The 19,559-nt window shown below is 35.4% G+C and carries 17 protein-coding genes and 1 tRNA gene; 13 read left to right on the top strand and 5 right to left on the bottom strand.

Translation table 11 applies throughout. The features are described from left to right. Positions 1-11: 11 nt before the first annotated feature. The gene (gene ispA / locus QV06_RS01905; RefSeq protein WP_065236699.1) at positions 12-899 is read right to left on the bottom strand and encodes a (2E,6E)-farnesyl diphosphate synthase; all 888 of its coding nucleotides are present in this window, start codon (positions 897-899) and stop codon (positions 12-14) included. Positions 900-967: 68 nt separating this feature from the next. Beyond that, positions 968-1,234, bottom strand: a complete 267-nt coding sequence (gene xseB / locus QV06_RS01900; RefSeq protein ID WP_065236698.1) for an exodeoxyribonuclease VII small subunit — start codon at positions 1,232-1,234, stop codon at positions 968-970. A 135-nt stretch (positions 1,235-1,369) separates the two neighbouring features. On the opposite strand from xseB, the gene thiI reads away from it, so the two are divergent. The 8 genes from thiI (at position 1,370) to purR (ending at position 11,224) form a co-directional block, all read left to right on the top strand. Further along, positions 1,370-2,818: a tRNA uracil 4-sulfurtransferase ThiI gene (gene thiI / locus QV06_RS01895; protein WP_065236697.1), complete on the top strand. Its 1,449-nt coding sequence runs from the start codon at positions 1,370-1,372 to the stop codon at positions 2,816-2,818. A gap of 557 nt (positions 2,819-3,375) precedes the next feature. Beyond that, a complete protein-coding gene (gene trpE, locus QV06_RS01890) occupies positions 3,376-4,914 on the top strand; it encodes an anthranilate synthase component I (RefSeq protein WP_065236696.1) in 1,539 nt (512 codons plus the stop codon). A 16-nt stretch (positions 4,915-4,930) separates the two neighbouring features. Then, positions 4,931-5,512, top strand: coding sequence for an aminodeoxychorismate/anthranilate synthase component II (locus QV06_RS01885; RefSeq protein ID WP_065236695.1), 582 nt, complete (start codon positions 4,931-4,933; stop codon positions 5,510-5,512). A gap of 45 nt (positions 5,513-5,557) precedes the next feature. Continuing rightward, entirely contained in the window at positions 5,558-6,559 is a 1,002-nt protein-coding gene (gene trpD, locus QV06_RS01880) for an anthranilate phosphoribosyltransferase (RefSeq protein ID WP_065236694.1), read from the top strand. 14 nt (positions 6,560-6,573) lie between these two features. Next, positions 6,574-7,998 (top strand): bifunctional indole-3-glycerol-phosphate synthase TrpC/phosphoribosylanthranilate isomerase TrpF, encoded by a 1,425-nt coding sequence (gene trpCF / locus QV06_RS01875; RefSeq protein WP_065236693.1) that lies wholly within the window; start codon positions 6,574-6,576, stop codon positions 7,996-7,998. Positions 7,999-8,009: 11 nt separating this feature from the next. Continuing rightward, complete coding sequence (gene trpB / locus QV06_RS01870; RefSeq protein WP_065236692.1) at positions 8,010-9,203, top strand: tryptophan synthase subunit beta; 1,194 nt, start codon at positions 8,010-8,012, stop codon at positions 9,201-9,203. A gap of 2 nt (positions 9,204-9,205) precedes the next feature. Next, positions 9,206-10,018, top strand: coding sequence for a tryptophan synthase subunit alpha (trpA, locus tag QV06_RS01865; protein WP_065236691.1), 813 nt, complete (start codon positions 9,206-9,208; stop codon positions 10,016-10,018). 201 nt (positions 10,019-10,219) lie between these two features. Beyond that, positions 10,220-11,224 (top strand): HTH-type transcriptional repressor PurR, encoded by a 1,005-nt coding sequence (gene purR / locus QV06_RS01860; RefSeq protein ID WP_065236690.1) that lies wholly within the window; start codon positions 10,220-10,222, stop codon positions 11,222-11,224. A 64-nt stretch (positions 11,225-11,288) separates the two neighbouring features. On the opposite strand, the gene QV06_RS01855 is transcribed toward purR, so the two are convergent. After that, positions 11,289-11,903, bottom strand: a complete 615-nt coding sequence (locus QV06_RS01855; protein ID WP_065236689.1) for a riboflavin synthase — start codon at positions 11,901-11,903, stop codon at positions 11,289-11,291. Positions 11,904-11,987: 84 nt separating this feature from the next. Between QV06_RS01855 and QV06_RS01850 the strand changes: the two genes are divergently transcribed. Continuing rightward, on the top strand, positions 11,988-13,376 hold the full coding sequence (locus tag QV06_RS01850) for an MATE family efflux transporter (protein ID WP_065236688.1): 1,389 nt from the start codon (positions 11,988-11,990) through the stop codon (positions 13,374-13,376). A gap of 21 nt (positions 13,377-13,397) precedes the next feature. Then, positions 13,398-14,438, top strand: a complete 1,041-nt coding sequence (locus QV06_RS01845; protein WP_065236687.1) for a Gfo/Idh/MocA family oxidoreductase — start codon at positions 13,398-13,400, stop codon at positions 14,436-14,438. Between the two features lie 313 nt (positions 14,439-14,751). Here QV06_RS01845 and QV06_RS01840 read toward each other — a convergent pair whose 3' ends face one another. After that, positions 14,752-15,957, bottom strand: a complete 1,206-nt coding sequence (locus QV06_RS01840) for an ROK family protein (protein ID WP_082985018.1) — start codon at positions 15,955-15,957, stop codon at positions 14,752-14,754. 259 nt (positions 15,958-16,216) lie between these two features. Here QV06_RS01840 and asnS point away from each other — a divergent pair, with 259 nt between their 5' ends. From asnS to QV06_RS01825, 3 genes are all read left to right on the top strand, one after another. Further along, the gene (gene asnS / locus QV06_RS01835; protein WP_065235039.1) at positions 16,217-17,620 is read left to right on the top strand and encodes an asparagine--tRNA ligase; all 1,404 of its coding nucleotides are present in this window, start codon (positions 16,217-16,219) and stop codon (positions 17,618-17,620) included. Positions 17,621-17,725: 105 nt separating this feature from the next. Continuing rightward, complete coding sequence (locus QV06_RS01830; RefSeq protein ID WP_065236685.1) at positions 17,726-18,331, top strand: glutathione S-transferase; 606 nt, start codon at positions 17,726-17,728, stop codon at positions 18,329-18,331. A gap of 182 nt (positions 18,332-18,513) precedes the next feature. Continuing rightward, positions 18,514-18,590 (top strand) — tRNA-Val (locus QV06_RS01825). 17 nt (positions 18,591-18,607) lie between these two features. Here QV06_RS01825 and QV06_RS01820 read toward each other — a convergent pair. Beyond that, on the bottom strand, positions 18,608-19,447 hold the full coding sequence (locus QV06_RS01820) for an alpha/beta hydrolase family protein (protein ID WP_065236684.1): 840 nt from the start codon (positions 19,445-19,447) through the stop codon (positions 18,608-18,610). Between the last annotated feature and the right edge of the window lie 112 nt (positions 19,448-19,559).

Here is a 19,559-nt window from a genome sequence, read left to right as displayed (position 1 = left end):
TCCATTAAAAATTAATTGCGCCGTTGAATAATAAATTCTGCCAATACACGCAGAGCAGTTGTATCAAACGGGAGTTGTTCTAAAATTTTTATTGCCGAGAGATACGAGTCTTGAGCTTTTTGTTTTGCTTGTTCTAACCCTAATAACTGCGGATAAGTGCTTTTATGCGATTTTAAATCGGAACCTGCATTTTTACCAAGCTCCTCATTATTTGAAGTAATATCTAAAATATCATCTTGTACTTGAAAAGCTAAACCAATTGCTTGAGAAAAGAGAGTAAGTTTCTGTTCTAACTCACGATCTTGATAGTAATCAGAAGCATAAAAACCTAATAAAACGGCAGCAGTAATCAAAGCACCTGTTTTATGATTATGAACTTTTTCTAATTCAGCAAGAGCAATTTGTTTATTTTCAGAGATTAAATCTAAACTTTGTCCAAAACACATTCCTTGAGCGCCAGAGGCTTTTGCTAAAACATAAAGTTGTTGAATTTTTTGTAGGGCAGTACAAGGAGATTGAGATAATAATTCAAATGCGTAACTTTGCAATGCATCACCAGCTAAAATAGCGGTTGCTTCATCAAAAGCAATATGACATGTCGGCTGATTACGACGTAATGTATCATTATCCATTGCTGGTAAATCATCATGAATCAAAGAATAACAATGAATACATTCAATGGCACCAGCAAGATGATCCAGTTGATTTAATGGCACACCAAACATTCGTCCCGTTGCATAAACTAAGAATGGGCGAATACGTTTACCACCTAGTAATAGGCTATAACGCATGGCATCAGCAAGGGGAGCTGGAGTAGTCGTTAAAGAACTTAATTGTTGGCGCAGAAATTGATTATTCCGTTGTTGTAATGCCAGTAAATCTTCTGAAAATTGATACATCATCATATCCTAATGAAACTTTTGGAACATTATAAAGATTATCTTTAATAGCTCAAATCAGATCAGTATTAAAAAGGGGAATCTTCATCAGATGGTTGTTCAACATTAGTTGCGTAATCGCTTAATTGTGCAGTTGAATTTTTTTCTAACAAAATTTGAACACGTTGTTCGGCGTTGGCTAAACGATCTTGAGCTTGTTTAGCTAAATTTACCCCTTGTTCAAATTGAACTAGAGCATCTTCTAAACTTAAATCACCTTGTTCTAAACGATTAACTACGGCTTCTAATTCGGTTAAAGTATTTTCAAAATTTAATGTTTGGGTTGTCTTTTTCATAATTAAAAAATGCTCAGTTTTCAACGAGCTATATTGTACCTAATTAATTCAGGAAAGTTTAGGCGGATTTTTTACGTTAAACGGATTTTTCGTGTAGAATACACGCTTATTTTTTCTGAATAATGAAATGGCAATATGAAGTTTATTATTAAATTATTTCCAGAAATCATGATTAAAAGTGATTCTGTACGTAAACGTTTTATTAAAATTTTAACGGGAAATATTCGTAACGTTTTAAATAAGTATGATGACCAAGTTGCGGTTGTTAAACACTGGGATTACATTGAGGTAAGAACTAAAAATGCAGAGAAGAACGATCTTCTAATAGAGTTGTTACAACGTATTCCTGGCATCCATCATTTCTTACAAGTTGAAGAAAAACCTTTTAATACATTGCAAGATATTTTCGAAATTGTCTATGCAGATATTGGTTCACAATTAGAAAATAAAACCTTTTGTGTGCGTGTAAAACGTAAAGGAAAACATGAGTTTACCTCATTAGATGCTGAACGTTATATCGGTGGTGGTTTAAATCAGCATATTCAAAGTGCAAAGGTGAAATTAACTGATCCGGAAGTAACTGTTCGCATTGAAATTGAATATGATCATGTGATGTTGGTAAAACAACGTTTCGAGGGAATTGGCGGTTATCCAATCGGTACACAGGAAGATGTTTTATCATTAATTTCGGGTGGATTCGACTCTGGAGTATCAAGCTATATGTTATTACGTCGAGGTTGTCGTGTGCATTATTGCTTCTTTAATTTAGGTGGAGCAGCACATGAAATTGGAGTAAAACAGATGGCTTACCATATATGGCATCGTTATGGTAGTTCTCATAAAGTACGTTTTGTTGCCGTTAATTTTGAAAAAATTGTCGCTGAAATTTTAGAAAAAATTGATAACGGACAGATGGGGGTTGTATTAAAACGGATGATGGTACGAGCTGCGAGTAAAGTGGCAGAACGTTTTCAAATTCAGGCTATTGTGACCGGCGAAGCATTAGGACAAGTTTCCAGTCAAACATTGACCAATTTGCGTCTGATTGATGAAGCGGCTGATTGTCTAGTTTTACGTCCATTGATTTCACATGACAAAGAGCAAATTATTGCGATGGCGAAAGAAATTGGTACTGATGATATTGCAAAATCAATGCCTGAATTTTGTGGCGTTATTTCAAAAAACCCAACAGTAAAAGCCATTAAAGCCAAAATTGAAGAAGAGGAGTCACATTTCGATTTTTCTTTATTGGAGGATGCAGTATGGAATGCTCAATATTTAGATATTCGTCAAATAGCTGAACAAACAGAGCGAGAAGTTCCGGAAGTTGAAATGGTGTCTGTATTGCAACAAAATGATGTGATTATTGATATTCGCAGTCCAGAAGAAACAGACGAAAAACCATTAGAATTGGAAAATCAAACAATCTTACAGATTCCTTTCTATAAATTATCTAGCCAATTTGCAGAATTAGATCAAAGTAAAAATTATCTATTGTTCTGTGAGCGTGGTGTGATGAGCCGTTTGCAAGCATTGTATTTAAAAGATCAAGGCTTCACGAATATTCGTGTATTCAGACAATAAATAGTCTCTATCTAAAATTTGTTACAAACTTGTGCTTTGTTGCAGAGCACAAGTTTCTTTTTATTTATACAAATAAATGTTAGAGGAATTGTTAGAGCAATGGATACAAAATACCTCTTATGTCACATATATTATATTTAACATAATATACATTATATTAATTTTGTGACGGAGTTAAAAATAATGCTTTTTATGTTAAATTACTAAAATATCTAGATATTATATCCTATAATCATATTTCAATCTAAAGTAAACCAATACGCTAAATGATCAGTTCTCAATTCTGTTAAAAATGAAAAAGTAACAATCAAGATTTATCGTTTCAGCAATACTCGTTTATTTTCAAAGCTAGAGCCTTAGCACAAATATCATTTCAATTTTAAATTGATGTAGTCTTATTTGGCTGTTTATGTACAAAGAGGCACAGCTAATTGTTATAACCGTTCACTTTTTCTTCTTTTATTTAAGATAAATGCAAAAACTGGCTTGCATTTCTAAATTTACAAGCGTACTATTTTGCTAGTACAAGGTATAAGGAAGTGTAAGAGGATTTTATCGTGCCCTTTTTAGAAGTTATTCAACAATCAATTCCATATCAAGCAGACACCACATCCCTTTTTGCTCGTTTATGTGAAAATAAAAGTAATACATTGCTGTTAGATTCAGCAGAAATTGGTAGTAAAAACAGTTTAAAAAGTCTATTAATTGCAAAAGCAGCGGTAAAAGTAAAATGTGAACAACAAACGGTTTCTTTTCAAGCGTTGACTGCAAATGGTGAACAAGTTATCAAACAGTTAGCAGAACAGTTTGAAGCTAAGACTGGCGTTAGCGTTATTCAGCAACAATTAGCATTAATCGTTACTTTCCCTACTTTAAATAATGAGTTAGATGAAGATAGCAAACTACAAGCTTTCACCGTTTTTGATGGATTACGTACTATCTTAACACTTTATCAACAACATACTCAGCCAATCTTCTTAGGAGGATTATTTGCCTATGATTTGGTCGCAAATTTTATCCCTATGAAAGATATTGTATTAGAAGATGATGGTTTAGTTTCTCCTGATTATAGCTTCTATTTAGCGGAACAGTTGGTTGTGATTGATCATCAAGCAGAAAAAGCTGAACTCCATTCATATATCTTTGATGAATCACAAAAAATTTCTATTTCTGAACAAGCAAAAACAATTATATTTCAATTAAATGAAGAAAAAGATACGGTATTGCATAAGCAAAACGCCTCTACTGAAGTAGCGGTCAATATTGAAGATGAAGCTTTTAAAGCAATTATTGAAAAACTTAAACACCACATTAATATTGGCGATGTATTCCAAATTGTTCCTTCTCGCCGTTTTTCATTGGAATGCCCTAGTCCATTAGCAACGTATCAGCAACTAAAACATAATAATCCAAGTCCTTATATGTTTTATATGCAAGATGATGACTTTACCCTATTTGGCGCTTCACCAGAAAGTGCTTTGAAATATACTGAAGCAACTCGCCAATTAGAGATTTATCCGATTGCAGGTTCTCGCCCTCGTGGGTTTGACAGTCAAGGTCAAATCGATCCTGAATTAGATGCTCGTTTAGAATTAGAGTTACGTCTTGATCATAAAGAACAATCTGAACACTTAATGTTAGTTGATTTAGCACGTAATGATATTGCTCGAGTATGTGTTAGTGGCACTCGACGTGTTGCGGAATTAATGCAGGTTGATCGCTATTCACATATTATGCATTTAGTTTCTCGTGTGGTAGGTCAATTAAAACCAGAATTAGATGCATTGCATGCCTATCAAGCATGTATGAATATGGGCACATTAACGGGAGCACCGAAAATTAAGGCAATGCAACTTATCTATCAATTTGAAAAACAACGCAGACATAGTTATGGCGGTGCGGTTGGTTACCTCTCTTCTCATGGTGATCTTGATACCTGTATTGTGATTCGTTCTGCCTTTGTTCAGAATGGTATTGCTTATATTCAAGCAGGCTGTGGCGAAGTGTTGGATTCTAATCCACAAATGGAAGCAGATGAAACTCGCCACAAAGCAGCTGCGGTGATTAAAGCAATTAAACAGACAAATTGCCAATAATAAGGATGTATAAATTATGGCTAATATACTCTTTCTCGATAATTTTGATTCTTTTACTTATAACTTGGTTGATCAATTCCGTGTGCTAGGGCATAACGTGACAGTGTATCGTAATGACTGTGATTTACAGACTTTAATTAAAGCCGCGACATCTCAACCAAATACAATTTTAGCCCTTTCCCCTGGACCAGGAAATCCGCAGCAAGCAGGAAATATGTTGCCACTAATTCAGGCAGTAAAAGATCGTTGTCCAATTATTGGGATTTGTTTAGGACATCAGGCAATTATTGAAGCGTTTGGGGGTGAAATTGTACACGCAGGCGAAGTTATGCACGGTAAAGTATCTAAGATTACACATGATAACCAAGCAATGTTTCAATCATTAGCCAATCCTCTCCCCGTTGCCCGTTATCACTCATTAATGGGAGTAAAACTTCCAGCAGAATTAATCGTTAATGCGGAATATAACCATATTGTCATGGCAATTCGTCACCAAACACTGCCTATCTGTGGATTCCAATTCCACCCAGAATCCATTTTAACTGTGCAAGGTGGACAATTATTAAAACAAACTATTGATTGGTTATTAGCCAGATAATTCGCATTACAACAAAAATGAATAAAAAATTTAGGGAAGATAATTATGGAAACTCAACAAATACTCGAAAAATTATTCAATGGCAATACGCTCTCCTCTACTGAAAGCGAACAACTTTTTACGGCAATTTTGCAAGGTCAATTAAGTAATGAACAATTAGCAGGTGCTTTGATTGCATTAAAAATCAAAGGTGAATCAGTGGCTGAAATTAGTGGTGCGGTTACCGCATTAATCAATGCAGCAGAGCCTTTCCCAACGCCAGATTATGTGTTTGCTGATATTGTAGGAACTGGTGGTGATGGAGCAAATACAATTAATATTTCGACGACTAGTGCCCTTGTTGCTGCAAGTATGGGAGCCAAAGTTGCTAAACATGGAAATCGTAGTGTTTCTAGTAAAACAGGATCAAGTGATGTACTTTCTGCATTAAATGTTCGTTTAGATCTTGATGCCAATACAGCTCGCCAAGCACTTGATGAAATTGGAATTTGCTTTTTATTTGCGCCACAATACCATCGAGGTTTTAAACACGCTATTCCTGTGCGTCAGGCTTTAAAAACACGGACCATCTTTAATATCTTAGGACCATTAATTAATCCAGCAAGACCAAAACATCAAATGTTAGGCGTATATCATCCACAATTAATCCAGCCTTATGCTGAAACTGCTCTTGCATTAGGTCATCAACATAGTGTTGTGATCCATGGTAGTGGTTTAGATGAAGTTGCACTACATGGACCAACAGAAGTTGCGGAAATTATCAATGGTGCTATTGAACGCTATACATTAACAGCGGAAGATTTTGGTTTAAAACCACAACCCTTAGAAGCAATAAAAGGTGGCGAACCAGCAGAAAATGCAGAGGTTGTCCGTTTGATTTTACAAGGTAAAGGCAGTGATGCGCATATGAATGCTGTTGCGGCAAATACAGCGCTGCTTCTCAAATTATTTGGCTACAACGATCTGAAACAAACAACTCAACAAGTCTTAGAACATTTAGCAAGCGGTAACGCCTTGCAAACATTAGAAAAATTAACGCAGTATTAAGAGATTAATGTTATATGATCACACAAGATTTTTCACAAACACTTCAACAAAAAGCCACCGTATTACAAAAAATTGTGGCTGATAAATTAGATTGGGTAAAAACACAACAAGCAAACTTTCCATTAGCGCAATTTAAAGATCAAATTGAACAGAGTGATCGTGATTTTTACCAAGCTTTAGCTCAAGGTACACATGAAATTCCTGCTTTTATTTTAGAATGTAAAAAGGCTTCGCCATCAAAAGGATTAATTCGAGAAGAGTTTGATCTAGAAGGGATTGCTTCAGTTTATCGTCATTATGCCAGTGCAATTTCTGTGCTAACTGACGAAAAGTATTTTCAAGGGAATTTTGCTTATTTACCAAGAGTACGCAAATTGGTTAAACAGCCTGTTCTTTGCAAAGATTTTATGATTAGCGAATATCAGGTCTATTTAGCACGTTATTATCAAGCAGATGCTATTCTTTTAATGTTATCTGTTGTTGATGATAATACTTATCGCATTTTGGCTGATTTAGCTCACTCATTAGGAATGGGGGTATTAACAGAAACCTCAAATGAAGAAGAATTACAACGTGCCATTGCATTAGAAGCAAAAGTTATTGGGATTAATAACCGTAATTTGCATGATTTATCTGTCGATTTACAACGTACCTTAACATTAGCGCCGAATATTCCTAACGATCGTATTATTATTAGTGAATCAGGTATTTATACACATCAACAAGTACGAGAATTAAAACCTGTTGCACATGCATTTTTGATTGGCAGCAGTTTAATGGGAAGCCATGATCTTAATGCTGCAGTAAGAGCAATTATTTATGGTGAAAATAAGGTGTGTGGGGTGACACGTGCAGAGGATGCAGCCGTTGCTTATCAACAGGGGGCATTATATGGTGGGTTGATTTTTGCAGAACACTCCCCTCGCTGTCTTACCTTATCGCAAGCACAACAAGTTATGACAGCAGCACCATTACGTTATGTGGGCGTATTTCAAAATCAATCCATTGAAACAATTGTGACATTAAGCCAACAATTATCACTATTTGCAGTACAACTACATGGCAAAGAAGATAGCAATTTTATTCAGCAATTACGCCAGAAATTACCGCAGTCATGCCAAATTTGGCGCGCTGTTGGTGTTGATCCAACATCTGGACAAGTCACTTTTCAACCAGACAGCAATGTTGACCGTTATGTGTTTGATACACAATTAAAAAATCAACAAGGCGGTACAGGACAGATATTTGACTGGACACTATTGCCAATTGATTGGAAAGGCAAAATTATGCTTGCAGGAGGGTTAAATGCAGAAAATATTGAGAGTGCGATGGCGCAGCATTGTTTAGGATTAGATATTAATTCTGGCGCAGAAACTGCACCAGGTATCAAAGATGCAGAGAAATTAAAAACTATTTTTGAAAAAATTATGAAAAGTTAGGATGAATCATTATGAGTGATACTTTATTAAACCCTTATTTTGGTGAGTTTGGCGGAATGTATGTGCCTGAAATTCTCGTCCCTGTACTACAACAATTAGAAAAAGCATTTATTGAGGCTCGCCAAGATCCAGAATTCCAACGTCAATTCAATGATCTACTAAAAAATTATGCTGGACGACCAACCGCATTAACCTTATGCCGAAACTTAACTAAAGGCAGTAAAACCAAACTTTACCTGAAACGTGAAGATTTATTGCATGGCGGTGCACATAAAACAAACCAAGTATTAGGACAAGCACTCTTAGCAATGCGTATGGGAAAAACCGAAATTATCGCGGAAACAGGTGCGGGACAACATGGTGTTGCTACGGCATTAGCGTGTGCAATGTTAGGTTTAAAATGCCGCATTTATATGGGAGCAAAAGATGTAGAGCGTCAATCACCGAACGTTTTCCGTATGCGTTTAATGGGTGCTGAAGTCATTTCTGTGAATAAAGGCTCTTGTTCATTAAAAGATGCGTGTTGTGAAGCAATGCGTGACTGGTCAGCAAATTATGATAAAGCACATTATTTATTAGGTACTGCGGCTGGTCCACATCCATTCCCAACCATTGTGCGTGAATTCCAGAAAATGATTGGTGAAGAAACCAAACGTCAAGTGCTAGAGCGCGAAGGACGTCTGCCTGATGCAGTTATTGCTTGTGTTGGCGGTGGTTCAAATGCCATTGGAATGTTTGCTGATTTTATTGATGAACAAACTGTGCAATTAATTGGTGTAGAACCTGCTGGAAAAGGCATTGAAACGGGGGAGCATGGTGCACCTCTTGGCCATGGTTCAGTCGGTATTTATTTTGGGATGAAATCCCCATTAATGCAAACCAAAGATGGTCAAATTGAAGAATCTTATTCTATTTCAGCAGGATTAGATTTCCCGTCTGTTGGACCACAACACGCTTATCTGCATAGTACAGGACGTGCAAATTACGTATCTATTACAGATGATGAAGCTTTAGCCGCCTTCCAAGAGTTAGCTCAACATGAAGGGATTATTCCTGCATTAGAATCCTCTCATGCACTTGCTTATGCCTTGAAACTGATCAAACAAAACCCAGAAAAAGAACAAATCTTAGTGGTTAATCTTTCAGGTCGTGGTGATAAAGATATTTTCACTGTGGATAAAATCTTAAATGCGAAAGGAGCCTAATTATGAGTCGGTTTAATCAACTTTTTGCTAAATTACAACAACAAAACCAGGGGGCATTTGTTCCTTTCGTGACTTTATGTGATCCAACACTTGACCGCTCTTTCGAAATTATTTGTACATTAGTAGATAATGGTGCAGATGCGTTAGAGTTAGGTTTTCCTTTCTCTGATCCGTTACTTGATGGGTCAGTGATTCAAGCCGCAAATAATCGTGCCTTATCTGCCGGATTTAGTACAGATGCTTGCTTTGAATTATTAGAGAAAGTCCGTGCTAAATATCCTGAAATTCCAATTAGTTTATTACTTTGTGCGAATTTGATTTATGCCAAAACATTAGATGGTTTCTATCAACGCTGCCAACAAGTTGGAATAGATGCAGTTTTAGTCGCAGATATTCCTCTATTTGCAACGGCAGATTATCTAGAAAGTGCGCATAAATTTAATATTCAGCCTGTATTTATTTGCCCCCCGAATGCCAATGAAAAAACAATAGAAGGTATTGCTAAGACGAGCCAAGGTTATACTTATCTCGTTTCTCGTGCTGGCGTAACAAGTGCAGAAAATCAATCTCATGCAAGCAATTTAGAGGATTTAATCCAACGCTTAAAAGCACATAATGCACCGCCGATCTTACAAGGGTTTGGTATTGCACAACCACAACAAGTAAAAGAAACTTTGGCTGCGGGAACTGCTGGGGCAATCTCAGGTTCAGCAGTAGTAAAAATTATCGAACGAAATTTAGATAATCATCAACAATGTTTATCAGAATTAGCAGAATTTGTTCGTAATATGAAACAAGCTACCTATAAAAACTAAAACGAGTTTGCATATCTTCAAAAGAAAGGCTATCAAATTAAATTGGTAGCTTTTTTTATTGCAAGCATTTATCTATTTCTAATATCAAAAATTATTTTTATAAAAATAGCTAATTTTGTGAAATTGAGCACAAATTTAACAAAAAAGCTAACATTTCCTATATTTATCTTTATAATAGCCCAAATTTTTTTGGAGGTTATCATGGCAACAATTAAAGATGTCGCAAAATTAGCAGGGGTATCAACTACAACAGTTTCTCATGTAATTAATAAAACTCGCTTTGTTGCTGAGGACACAACTAAATTAGTTTGGGACGCAATCCAACAACTTAACTACTCACCCAGTGCCGTTGCTCGTAGCTTAAAAGTAAATACAACCAAATCAATTGGGATGATGATTACAACCAGTGAAACACCTTATTTTGCTGAAATTGTCCATGCCGTTGAAGAATATTGCTATCAACAGGGTTATTCTTTATTTTTATGCAACACACAAAATAATTTCCAAAAAATCAGCAATCATTTAGATATGTTAGTGAAAAAAAGAGTAGATGGTATTTTGGTAATGTGTTCAGAATATACACAAGATTCCAAAGATCTCTTTGCTTACTTTACTACTCTGCCAATTGTCGTAATGGACTGGGGTCCTAACAATTCTAATATGGATGTAATTCAAGATAACAGCTTTGAAGGTGGCTATTTAGCGACAAAATATTTGATTGATTCTGGGCATAAGAAAATTGGCATTATTGCGGGTGATTTAGATAAAACAACCGCAAAAACACGCTACGATGGCTATGTTAAAGCGATGGAAGAAGCAAAATTACCAATTAATCAAAATTGGGTGTTAGAAGGACATTTTGAACCTGAAGATGGGTTTGAATGTATGAATAAAATCTTGATCCAAGATGAATTACCAACTGCTGTTTTTTGTTGTAATGATGTGATGGCGTTAGGTGCAATCTCTGCAATTGGCGAAAAAGGACTTTCTGTACCAGAAGATATTTCAATTATTGGCTATGATGATATTCATGCTTCCCGTTTTTATGCACCGCCATTAACCACTGTACATCAATCTAAAATGCGTTTAGGGATTATGGCAATCGATCTGTTAATTGCTCGGATGACAGATAAAAATAAAGAACCTGCTCGAATTGAAATGCATCCAGAGTTAATTATCCGTAAATCAGTTAAAAAACTTGCTTAATTTTTATATAAACAAAAGGGCTAATTTATCATCAAAATTAGTCCTTGTTATATTCAATAAAATCTTATCTATTTTGCTGACTTAAATAACGCTCTACCGTATCTACCACAGCTTGTGTTTGCGAATCCAATTCAATATTCACTTTATCATGTACTTGTTTTTGACTAAGAATGGTACGTTGTAACGTTTCTGGAATTAAATTAACACAAAAAGATTGATCTTTTACTTCACCAATCGTCAAACTAATACCATCAACCGCAATATAGCCCTTAGTTAAAATATATTTCATAACCTCTTGATTAGGTAATTTAAACCAAACTTGACGATTATTCGGTGAAGATAAGATTTGTTCAATTTTTGCTGTACAGTACACATGCCCTGATAATAGATGTCCGCCGACTTCATCACCAATCTTCATAGCACGTTCTACATTAATTTCATCGCCAACTTTTAATTCGCCTAGATTGGTAATTTTCAACGTTTCTTGCATTAAATCGAAACTAATTAAATCACCTTCAATTTTGGTTACTGTTAAACAAACGCCGTTATGTGCAACAGAAGCACCTAACGTCAAACCAGACAATAAATCCTGTGGCATTTTTATAATGTGTGTTCTAAAATTATCTTTCGCTTTAATTTCATGGATTTTTGCTTTTCCTTGAATAATTCCTGTAAACATACTTTTCTCCTTAAATGAAAAAATCTTGTTACTGCTGTATGTTAGAAAAGGCAACTAACTAAAATTACAAACGTCGGACATTCTATGACAAATTGGCAAAGATATAAAACACAAATTATTGAATTGATTAAACTTGCATCGCCTATTCTGATTGCACAAGTCGCACAAAATTCAATGGGACTAACCGATACTATTATGGCGGGTCGTGTTAGTGCAAAAGATATGGCTGCAATTTCTGTGGGAGCTTCAATTTGGTTCCCATTGCTGCTATTTGGACAAGGCTTGCTATTAGCTTTGCCACCAACGATTTCCTACTTAAATGGATCAGGTAAACGTAAATTAATTGCTCATCAAGTTCGTCAAGGAATCTGGATTGCGGTAACAATTAGTATTCCTATCTTTCTAATTGTTTATAACAGTCGATTTATTATTGATTTAATGGGAATGGATGCAGAATTAGCAAATATTACCGAAGGTTATCTCAAAGTGATGGCGTTTGGGGCATTACCTTATTTATTAATGATGAACTTTCGTTGTTTAAATGATGGTATTGCTAAAACCAAACCAGCTATGGTGATTGCGTTTACCTGCTTATTGTTAAATATCCCGTTAAACTATATTTTTATCTATGGTTCGTTTGGCGTTCCTGCTTTTGGTGCCGTAGGATGTGGAATTGCAACAATGATTTTAAACTGGGTGGCATTCCTGCTTATTATTATTTATTGCTATAACGTACCAAGCCAACGTGATCTCAACATTTTTGAACAAATTATTGAAAAACCAAACCCAAAAACACTAAATAAATTAGTGCGTCTTGGTTTCCCTATTGCAGTATCAATTTGTTGTGAAGTACTGCTCTTTTGTATTATTTCGCTGCTAATTTCGCCATTTGGTGCAGAAATTATTGCAAGCCATCAAATTGCCTTAAATACCAGCTCTTTCATTTATATGTTGCCAATGTCAATTTCAATGGCAACGACTATTCTTGTTGGGCAAAGTTTAGGTGCAGGTAATGCATTACAAGCTAAGCAATTTACGTTTTGTGCACTAAGTTTAGGGCTTACTGTCACTTTATTTACTGCCACCATTACCTTATTATTCCGGCAAAATATTGCCAGTATTTTTGTCAGTAACCAAAACGTCATTATTATGGCATCCTCATTATTAATTTTTGCTACTGTTTATCAATTTTCAGATACAACACAAACCATTATCGGTGGCGCTTTGCGTGGTTATAAAGATACTAAATCAGTGTTGTGGATCTCTCTATTTGGTTATTGGGTAGTAGGTATGCCTGTTGGCTATGTTCTTGGTTTAACTGATTGGATTGTTCCTCATATGACAGCTGCTGGCTTTTGGATTGGTTTTGTTGTTTGTTTAACGACGGTGGCTTGCCTACTCTTCTTCCGTTTACGTCATATTCAACGTTTACCTGAAGAGATTTTATTTACTCGATTAGAAAAAATTAAATAGTGTGATAAGGAGATTCTATCTATGCAACAAGTGATACGTGTTGGAATTGCTGGATTTGGTATGTCTGCCAATGTATTCCACCTCCCTTTTTTATTGAATGATCCGCGTTTTCAAGTAGTAAAAATTTTTGAACGGACAGGAAATAAAGTAGCAACTAAATATCCGCAAATTACCACTGTACGTCAATTTGAAGAATTATTAGCGGATGATATTGATTTAGTTATCATTACCACGCCAAATTTGACCCATTATGATTTCACGAAAAAAGCGATTTTAGCCGGCAAACATATTATTGTAGAAAAACCATTAAGTGTTACTGCTGCGGAAGCAAAAGAGCTTGCCGAATTAGCGAAACAACATCAAGTTAAGCTTTCTGTTTATCAAAACCGCCGTTGGGATAATGGGATTTTGACCGTAAAACAACTATTAAAGAGTGGCTTGTTAGGCGATATTGTAGATTATGAAATTCACTATGATCGCTATACTCAAGCAAAAAATAGCAAAGCATGGAAAGAAACTGGCGAACGAGGTGTCGGTTTAGTTTATGATTTAGGCGTCCATTTAATCGATCATGTGGTTCATCTATTTGGGCTGCCTCAGGCGTTATATGCTGATTTACGTTGCCAACATCAAGGTTCATTAGGAGAAGATAATTTCCAAATCTATTTCTACTATCAAGATAAAAAAGTAGTAATGTCATCAAGTAAATATGTACGGGAAAAAGGACCAAGTATTGCAATGCATGGCACACTCGGATCATATGTAAAATATGAAATAGATAACCAAGAAGCCTTATTGATGGCGGGTGTTGTTCCTAAAGGAGATTGGAATAAAGAAGATAAAGCATTTTGGGGAACACTCAATACAGAAGTAAATGGCGTGCATATTCGTACAACGTTAGAAACGGTATCTGGCAATTATCAAGCCTATTATGACAATATTTATGCAGCATTAACGGCTGATGAACCATTACAAGTAACCGCAGAACAAGCAGCAAAAGTATTAGACTTAATTGAGAAAGTTTATCTTAGCGCGGAAAGCGGTAGAAAAATTATGCTTTGATACAAAAATAACTATTTGATTTTAATATAAAAAATATTTTTTCTATTATTTTTAAAAATTTTTTAGATTTTTTTGAACTTTTTATTTTTTTGCCGGTCTTAGTAACCGCTAGTGACTGCAAATGCGTAAGCAAATGTTTTTTTTATTTTATTCATTGAAACCTCCCCCTGTTCCTTTATGGAACAGGTTTTTTTCTTTTTATGCGCTTTAAGCATCGCTTTTGTCAACTTAATCAAATTGAAGATAAAAAATTACCTCGATATTCTCGAGGTAATCACAACAAATTCTATCTATTTTAATTACTAGGATAGAATTACATTAAAGAACCAATTAAATCGCCATTGTAAAGGTATTTTTTCACCATCGCACTCGCTACAACCGCGTTATTCTGTGCATAATGCCCTGTGATAATATCGACCTTATGTTGATCGAGTAGTAAATTTTCATTTAACTTTTGTTTTAGATGTTCAACAAAAATTGTATTTGCACCTAAATAACTCGAATTGATCATAATTTTATCGGATGAAAAAATATTCACTAGATTCATTAAAACATAAGAAATTCCATCTGCTACATATTGTAAAATATCAATCGCAGATTGATTCCCTTGATTAGCCAATTCACAAAGGTATTCAATTTTTTGTGCATTATCTTCTAAATCGTTCGGTAAAAGATGATTTACTAAACGATAAATAGCGGAATAAGTTACATGATGTTGTAACTGTTGTGCATCTTCAGGCAATAAATGTTCGCTAATAATAGTAGATAACGGACTTAACATTGGTAAACAAACTCGATCTATATTCATTCGTTGCTGTTTATTGCCTTGAATCATTTTCCCTTTAATAGAAACACTCATATTAATCACATCATCTACTTGTAAGTAGATAACGTTCTCGCTACTAATTGCTGCTCCTAAGCTTGATTCAGCAAATACCCAAGCCGCAAAGTATTCAGATAAAATAATTGGTAAATTAAATTCATCACTTAATATAGTTTGTAACTCAACATCAATTTCAAACTGCCCTAAGCGCTGAATGCCTGTTTGTTGGCGGTTTAACTGCCCTTCTACAACCACTGAAATAGCAAAAATTTGCATCACTTGAGAACGAAACTCTGCGTGGAAATCACGTAAATTTTCTGCGAGTAAGTTTGCTAAATTTTGATACTGTTTGGCTTGTAACGGGAAAGTTTTGCTAGCAACAGTTTTACCATTTAACTCACACAAGAAAATAGTAATTTCTCTTTCATTTAATACAACACATAACGATTGCCAATAAAAAGGAGAAATCGCCAATCCAACTGCAGGACGCCCTCTTACAATAGGTGTTTGCGTAGTGCGTTCTATCACTAATTTTAAATCGATTAAATCACGTGTGAAGTTAGTAATACTGGCTGGGGCTAGCCCTGAAATTTTTGATAAATCAATCCGTGAAATTAAATCAAATTGTTCAATTAAACGATAAATAGACCCTAAATGTTGTAATTTTTGTGGTGAATTCATTAACTGCTTTGTCATAATACGTACATTTACAGCTGTTCAAAAACTGCTCGACTCCATAAGATAATAATTTTGTTTTTTATACGAATTTTTCGCACCACTCTCAAGTGATTTGGATCAAATTTGAGAAAAATCTCACACTTTATTTTTAAATTTTTTTTAATTTTAAAAATTTGTTGATAAATTCTACTAGTTTTATATTTCTGCATTTATCCAGTTAGCAAAGTATTGTAGAATGACGTGCTTATTTAAAAACAAGAAATTCATTGAGGTTACTATGACACAAGCTAAATCAGTCGCCGAAATTTTAAAAGGCGATGTGGCGATTGGTTCGTCCACAACAGTACGCGGTTGGGTACGTACTAGACGTGACTCAAAAGCAGGCGTTTCATTTTTATCTGTTTATGATGGTTCATGCTTCTCCCCTATCCAAGTTGTTATTGAACAAACTATTGAAAATTATCAGTCAGAAATTTTACGTTTAACTGCTGGTTGCTCAGTCATTGTGACAGGTAAAGTTGTAGAATCACCAGCATCTGGCCAAGCCGTTGAATTATTAGCAGAAAATATTGAGGTTTGTGGCTGGGTAGAAGATCCAGATACCTATCCAATGGCAGCAAAACGCCACTCTATTGAGTATTTACGTGAAGTTGCACATTTACGTCCACGTACTAACCTTATCGGTGCAGTAGCACGGGTACGTCACTGTCTTGCCCAAGCGATTCATCGTTTCTTTAATGAACAAGGTTTCTATTGGGTCGCTACCCCATTAATTACCGCTTCTGATACAGAAGGTGCGGGTGAAATGTTCCGCGTTTCTACATTAGATCTCACCAATTTGCCAAAAACTGAACAAGGCGATATCGATTTTAGTCAAGATTTCTTCGGTAAAGAGTCGTTCTTAACTGTATCAGGTCAATTAAATGGCGAAACCTACGCTTGTGCATTAAGTAAAATTTATACTTTTGGTCCAACATTCCGTGCTGAAAACTCTAATACAACTCGCCACTTAGCGGAATTCTGGATGGTTGAACCAGAAGTTGCTTTTGCGACATTAGCGGATAACGCTAAATTAGCAGAAGATATGTTGAAATATGTGTTTAAAGCAGTTTTAGATGAACGTATGGATGATATGGAATTCTTTGCAAAACATATTGATAGCAGCGTAATTACCCGTTTACAAAATTTCATCAATTCTGACTTTGCTCAAGTAGATTACACTGATGCGATTGAAATTCTGAAACAATGTGGTAAAGATTTTGAATTCCCAGTTGAATGGGGTATCGATCTTTCATCTGAACATGAGCGTTATTTAGCAGAAGAACATTTTAAATCACCAGTGGTTGTGAAAAACTATCCTAAAGACATCAAAGCTTTCTATATGCGTTTAAATGACGATGGAAAGACTGTTGCCGCAATGGATGTGTTAGCGCCGGGAATCGGTGAAATTATCGGTGGTTCACAACGTGAAGAACGTTTAGATGTGCTTGATAAACGTATGGATGAAATGGGCTTGAAAAAAGAAGACTATTGGTGGTATCGTGATTTACGCCGTTATGGTACTGTACCTCACTCAGGCTTCGGTCTTGGTTTTGAACGCTTAATTGTTTATGTGACTGGTGTACAAAATATCCGTGATGTCATTCCATTCCCTCGTTCACCAAGAAACGCTTCATTCTAATTTCAATTAACAGAATAATTACTGAGAGTAAGCCAAATGAGATAAATCATTTGGCTTATTTTTTATCGCAATGTAACTGATTCTGTATTCATAAAGGAGGAACATATGTATTCACTTTATATCAGTAAACCACTCTCTTCTTGGTCATTGCGTCCATGGATTTTGCTCAAAGAATTAGCGATTCCATTTGAAGAGATTCAAGTCAATTTTTTTGAAGATCGACAAAAACAGCGGCAAACATTCGTGAAATTCTCACCTACTGCAAAAATCCCCGTATTACACGCTAATAATCAAATTATTTGGGATAGTTTGGCAATCGTTGAATATATTGCGGAAGATTATCCTCAAGTCTGGGCCGCAGATAAAACGGCTCGAGCTTGGTCAAGAAGTGCTTGTGCTGAAATGCATTCTGGTTTTATGAAACTACGTCAAGTTTGTGGTTTTAATCCATTAGTTACCTCCCCTTTGACCGAAGTCCCAGAAGACGTGGTCGTTGATTTAAAACGGATCGATCAACTTTGGCAAGAGGGTTTAACTCAATTTAAAGGTCCTTATTTAGCGGGTAAAACTTTTACCGCAGTAGATGCTTTTTTCTTGCCAGTAGCAAGTCGTATTGCGACTTATGGTTTAGAAAATTATCTCTCTGAAATATCTCGTTATTATCAACAACGTTTACTTAATTTGCCGAGTTTTCAGGCTTGGTTGAAATAAAATGAGTGAAATGCCATAGAATATAAAGTAAAGGTAGGTAGCGAGGCTACTTACCTTTAATTAGAAATATTTTGTATTTTTCACCAACAATTTGTGTTCTTTTTAGTCGGTTAAAACCAGTTACTTTAAAAAAGTTTTGCAATTCTTGATTAGCACATTATAATAGCGAGGTTTTTCACAATGCGACCGTAGCTCAGTTGGTTAGAGCACCACCTTGACATGGTGGGGGTCAGTGGTTCGAGTCCACCCGGTCGCACCATTCCTTACTTCTTCATTTTATTTAGCACTTTTCAACACACCATCAATAAAGCCTAATGTAGCTGAACGAGCTGCAGGAAGATTAATTAATGTATGTGGCGCATTAGGAATTAAAATGACTTGGAAGTTTTCTGGTTTTTCCGCTTTAGCAAAAGTTTGAGAACAATTTCCTATTGCAGCTTCATTACCAATATAACTATTAGCTGTAGAAAAATACTTATCTTTTGAACTCATAATATTGATAGTCGGAACAGCTTTTAAACTTGTTTGATGAGATTTAACGAAATAGTTATCTTCACAAGACCAAGAATAAATTAATTTTCCAATAAAAGCATCTCCATCATAACGTGCAACTGGCACAGCTCCTTCGCTAGTACCAGCTAAAAATAAGTGAGAAATATCCGACCAAGGCTGTTTTGCTAATGCATCTAGAGAAATTTTAATTTCACTACTACGTAATTGATGGATTTTTTCATAGATATTCTTATCAATTGGTGATGTATAACTTACTCTATTTTCTAATTGCATACTGTCAAACATAAAACTTGCAATACCATTCTCTGCTAACCATTTTTGCCAAATATCATAGCCTAATTTAGGATTTAGCCCTGATGAACCATGTAAAAAAACGACTACTGGGGCTTTTCCCTGTGTTGCAGGTGCATCTTTTAATTTGCCCTGAAATACTTTTCCATTAGTAATACTCGCAGGTAGAGCAATTTCAGCATTCTCAATCCCTTTATCTATCGATACTTGAGTATGCAGAAATGCTGTTCCTGTTACTTTGCCTTGGTCAGCAGCAGAAAATAGAGGACATCCGACTAAAAATATAGCGAATAAAAATTTGAAGCTTTTCATAATAATTTCCTTACTAATTAAGTTTAATTTGTTGTGCTGATATTTAATATAAAAACAACCATATCTAATTAAATTGGCTGCGTATTATAAAATATCAAAAAATTTAATTAAT

It is taken from the genome of Gallibacterium genomosp. 3 (assembly GCF_001678475.1).
GTDB classification, from domain to species: Bacteria; Pseudomonadota; Gammaproteobacteria; order Enterobacterales; family Pasteurellaceae; genus Gallibacterium; species Gallibacterium faecale.
This window is presented reverse-complemented; position numbering and strand designations above follow the sequence as displayed.